Genomic DNA, 4,673 nt, shown 5'->3' on the forward strand with positions numbered 1-4,673 from the left:
TCCATCCAGTTGTCGCCCACTATGCGGCGCGAGAGCTTTTCCTCTGACGCCTTGAACCCGCTCCCTTCGAGGAGATGCGCCGGGCGGTTCTGCTGGGTCTCGTGGATCCGGCTCTTGACCGGGCCGGGCAGCAGGATCGAGCAGCCGATCCCGTGGGTCGCCAGCTCACTCTTGATGCTCTCGCAGAAATGGCAGACCGCCGCCTTCGACGCGGCATAGATCGCCATCTGCGGCGGCATCACCACTTCGGCGGCGAGGCTGGCGGTCGAAACGATATGCCCTCCCCGGCCATGCGCGACCATTTGCGGGAGGAATTCGGTGATCCCGTTGATCACCCCGCCGACATTGACCCCGAAGCCGAAATCGTAATCGGCATAGGTCGCTTCGAGCAGCGGGCCTTCGAGCCCGACCCCGGCATTGTTGATCAGGATATCGATCCCGCCGAATTCGGCCTGCATCTTTTCCGCCGCCTCGCGATATTTCTCGCGATTGGTGACGTCGAGATTGAGCGCCGAAACGGCATTGCTCTTCCCGCCACCGGCGAATTCGGCCAGCGCATCGTCGATATGGTCCTGCCTGAGATCGGCCAGCACCACCTGGGCGCCGCGTTCGACGAGCACCTTGGCGATGCCGAGCCCGATCCCGCTCGCGCCGCCGGTGATGAAGGCGATCTTGCCTTCGAAGGATGTAATCGGCATGTGAACTCCCTAATTCGCCGTATGTTTCAAACCCGCGGCGGCGATCCCCGCCTCGCCGCATGCGGCATCGTCGGCACTGGGAGCGCCCGAGACGCCGACCCCTCCGAGCGCCACCCCGTCCTGGGTGAAAAAGGGCGTGCCGCCCTGCCAGGTGGCCACACCCGGTGCTCCCGGCCCCCAATTCGCGGTTTCCGCCGAGGCGACGTGCAGCGTCGCGGCGGACCTCCCCTTCCACATCGCGATCTCGCCCACCGCGGTCGATCCGCCATCCATATGGGCGAATGCCAGCAGCCGCCCGGCCTCGTCATACACCGCCACCGCCACCGCCAGGTCGCGTTCCGCGGCCCAGGCGATGCAGGTGTCGCGGATCGTCGCGGCGCTGGCATAATCGAGCATCGGCCGCGGAGTCTGGGCGCCAGCCGGAGCACAAACCAACACGGCGGCGGCAAAAGCAGTCGCCAATCGCATCATGACTCTCCCTGTCTCTTCTCCGCTCCTGCATCGCGCATTGCAGGACAAAAGAAAAGGGCCGCGAGATTGCTCCCGCGGCCCCTGTCTGAACCGGATGTCCGAACCGGAAAATCCGGACCCGTGTTAGTCGTCCTCTTTCAGGAACGCCGGCATGTGGTCCGGATTGCCGTCCCGCTTGCCTTCGTTGTCGTCACGGTCTCCGCGATCGCGACCCCGGTCGTTTCTGGGTCCGCGGTCACGATCGCGACCGCCGCCGCCACGGTCACCGCGATCACCACGCGGCCCCCGGCGGTCGCCGCGGTCACGGCCACCGCCACCTTCGCGCTTCTCGCCTCGGGGTTCTCTGGGCGGGCGGCTGTCTTCAAGCTCCTCGCCGGTTTCCTGGTCGACCACCCGCATCGACAGGCGGACCTTGCCGCGATTGTCGATCTCGAGCACCTTGACCTTCACTTCCTGGCCTTCGGAAACGACATCGGTCGGCCGTTCGACCCGCTCGTTCTTCATTTCGGAGACGTGGACGAGACCGTCCTTGCCGCCCATGAAGTTCACGAACGCGCCGAAATCGACGATATTGACGACCTTGCCGGTGTAGATCTTGCCGACTTCGGGTTCCTCGACGATGCCTTGGATCCACTTGCGCGCGGCCTCGATCTGGCTGAGGTCGGACGAGCTGATCTTGATCAGGCCTTCGTCGTCGATATCGACCTTGGCGCCGGTTTCGGCGACGATCTCGCGGATCACCTTGCCACCGGTGCCGATCACGTCGCGGATCTTGTCCTTGGCGATCTGCATCGTCTCGATCCTGGGCGCATGGGCCGAAAGCTCGCTCCGGGCCGCGCCCAGCGCCTTGGTCATCTCGCCGAGGATATGCGCACGGCCAGACTTGGCCTGTTCGAGCGCCTTGGCCATGATTTCCTTGGTGATGCCGGCGATCTTGATGTCCATCTGGAGCGAGGTGATGCCCTGCTCCGTTCCGGCAACCTTGAAGTCCATATCGCCGAGATGGTCCTCGTCGCCAAGAATGTCGCTCAACACTGCGAATTCGTCGCCTTCGAGGATCAGGCCCATCGCGATGCCCGAAACCGGGCGTTCGATCGGAACGCCGGCATCCATCATCGAAAGACAGCCGCCGCACACGGTCGCCATCGAGGAAGAACCGTTGCTCTCGGTAATGTCCGAGAGGATCCGGATCGTGTAGGGGAAGTCCTCATGGTTGGGCAGTACCGGGTGCAGCGCGCGCCAGGCGAGCTTGCCATGACCGATCTCGCGCCGGCCCGGGGCGCCGAAACGGCCAACTTCGCCGACCGAATAGGGCGGGAAGTTATAGTGCAGCATGAAGTGCGAATAGGTCAGGCCGTCGAGCCCGTCGATCATCTGCTCGCTGTCCTTGGTGCCGAGCGTGGTGGTGCAGATCGCCTGCGTTTCGCCGCGGGTGAACAGCGCCGAACCGTGGGTGCGCGGCAGGAAGCCGACCATTGCCTCGATCGGGCGGACCTGGTCGAGCTTGCGCCCGTCGATCCGCGCACCGTCCTTGAGGATCGCGGTGCGGACGATGTCCGCCTCGATCTTCTTGGTCAGCTTGATCGCGGTCATCATCGTCTGGCCATCGGCCTCGGCGTAGTGACCCTTGACGTGTTCGCGCGCGGCGGTGAGCGCGTCCGAGCGAGCCGACTTGCTGGTAAGCTTATAGGCCGCGGCGATGTCGTCGCCGATCAGCTTCTTGATCTCGGCCTTCATCGCCGAATTGTCGGCAAGGTCGATCTCCCAGGGATCCTTCGCGGCCTTCTCGGCCAGGTCGACGATCGCCTTGATGACCTTCCGGTTCTCGTCATGCGCGAACATGACGGCCCCGAGCATTTCGTCTTCCGTCAGCTCCCTGGCTTCGGATTCGACCATCATCACCGCGTCGTAGGTTGCAGCGACGACGAGATCCAGGCGACCGCCGTCGGCGATTTCGGCCATCGACGGGTTGAGCTGGTATTCGCCATCCTTGTAGCCGACCCGGCAACCCGAGATCGGACCCATGAAGGGCACGCCCGAAATGGTCAGCGCGGCCGACGCGGCGATCATCGCCACGATATCGGCCTCGGTCTCGCCATCATAGGAAAGGACCTGGGCGATGACATTGATTTCGTTGTAGAAACCTTCGGGGAACAGCGGCCGCACGGGGCGGTCGATCAGGCGGCTGGTGAGCGTTTCCTTCTCGGTCGCACCGCGTTCGCGCTTGAAGAAGCCGCCCGGGATCCGGCCGGCGGAAGAGAATTTTTCCTGGTAGTGAACGGTGAGCGGGAAGAAGTCCTGCCCTTCCTTCACCGATTTGGCGGCGGTCACGGCGCACAGCACCACGGTTTCGCCATAGGTGGCCAGCACTGCGCCATCGGCCTGGCGGGCAATACGGCCGGTTTCCAGAGTGAGGGTCTTTCCGCCCCACTCCAGCGATACGGTTTTCACGTCAAACATGTGTTTTCCTTACGCCCCGCGCGGCCCCATTGCCGGGCGGGGTTTGCTGCCGGGGATTCCGTCCCGGTCCGGTGTGGGGCCTTGTTGTGCCCCGGGGCCCCTTCACCGAATTGCGAAGGATGCCTTGTCGTTTTGCGCTCCCGCGAAGGCGGGAGCCTGTTTCATTACTTCCGGACCTTGGGGCCCGGGATCCCCGCCTTCGCGAGGATGACGCGATACCAAACGGCCCGCCAGAGGCGGGCCGAAGCATCACGTCACTTGCGCAGACCCAGCTTCTGGATCAGGGCGTTATAGCGCTCGACATCCTTCTTTTTGAGGTAGCCGAGCAGGCTGCGGCGCTTGTTGACCATCATCAACAGGCCGCGGCGCGAATGGTTGTCCTTGTGGTGATCCTTGAAATGCTCGGTGAGGTTGCGAATACGCTCGGTGAGGATCGCGACCTGGACTTCGGGAGAACCGGTATCGCCCTTGGACTGGGCGTTATCCTTGATAATCTTCGTTTTTGCTTCGGCGGTAACCGACATCTGTGCTTTCCTTACTCAGCGACATCGGGCAGGTTGAAACCCCTGACGACCTTCGCCGTCCCGGCGGTGAGTTCCATGAGCGCAACAGGAACATTTCCTGCCTTTGCCCAATACAACCCGTCGCCTTGGGGCATTCCGGTTAGGACCCGGCCCTGGCGGACCGCTGCTGCTGCTTCCGGAGCGAGATCGAGGGCCGGGATGTCGTCCAGCCCCGCCTCAAGCGGCAGGATTACGTCTTCAAGCGGCGCGCCCTTACCGATCTCGTTCAATTTGTCCAGCGAAATCGCCGATTCGAGCTTGAACGGACCGGCTTTGATGCGCCTCAGATAGGTAACATGGCCGACGGTTCCAAGGGCATGGGCGATATCCCGTGCGAGACTGCGGATATAGGTCCCCTTGGAGACGGATGCGACGAGGGTGACGGAATCCTCCCCCACCGGGGGAGGGGGACCACCCGCAGGGTGGTGGAGGGGCACTGTCGAGTGATCATGGCATTGTGGATTCGCGCCATTCGGTGCGT

General features: G+C 63.5%; 4 protein-coding genes and 1 pseudogene. All 5 read right to left on the reverse strand.

Annotation, left to right across the window (positions count from 1 at the left end):
* Positions 1-698, reverse strand: a 698-nt coding sequence (locus AC16XC_RS04685) for an SDR family oxidoreductase (RefSeq protein WP_484033484.1), incomplete at its 3' end; no start/stop codon positions are given.
* Between the two features lie 9 nt (positions 699-707).
* On the reverse strand, positions 708-1,166 hold the full coding sequence (locus AC16XC_RS04690) for a GlcG/HbpS family heme-binding protein (RefSeq protein WP_484033485.1): 459 nt from the start codon (positions 1,164-1,166) through the stop codon (positions 708-710).
* A 126-nt stretch (positions 1,167-1,292) separates the two neighbouring features.
* Positions 1,293-3,629 carry a polyribonucleotide nucleotidyltransferase gene (pnp, locus tag AC16XC_RS04695; protein WP_484033486.1) on the reverse strand — a complete coding sequence of 779 codons (2,337 nt, stop codon included), beginning with the start codon at positions 3,627-3,629 and terminating at the stop codon, positions 1,293-1,295.
* A 254-nt stretch (positions 3,630-3,883) separates the two neighbouring features.
* Complete coding sequence (rpsO, locus tag AC16XC_RS04700; protein WP_484033487.1) at positions 3,884-4,153, reverse strand: 30S ribosomal protein S15; 270 nt, start codon at positions 4,151-4,153, stop codon at positions 3,884-3,886.
* Positions 4,154-4,164: 11 nt separating this feature from the next.
* Positions 4,165-4,673: pseudogene (locus AC16XC_RS04705) on the reverse strand (tRNA pseudouridine(55) synthase TruB); the annotation flags it as partial.

The organism is Candidatus Andeanibacterium sp. (assembly GCF_057143545.1).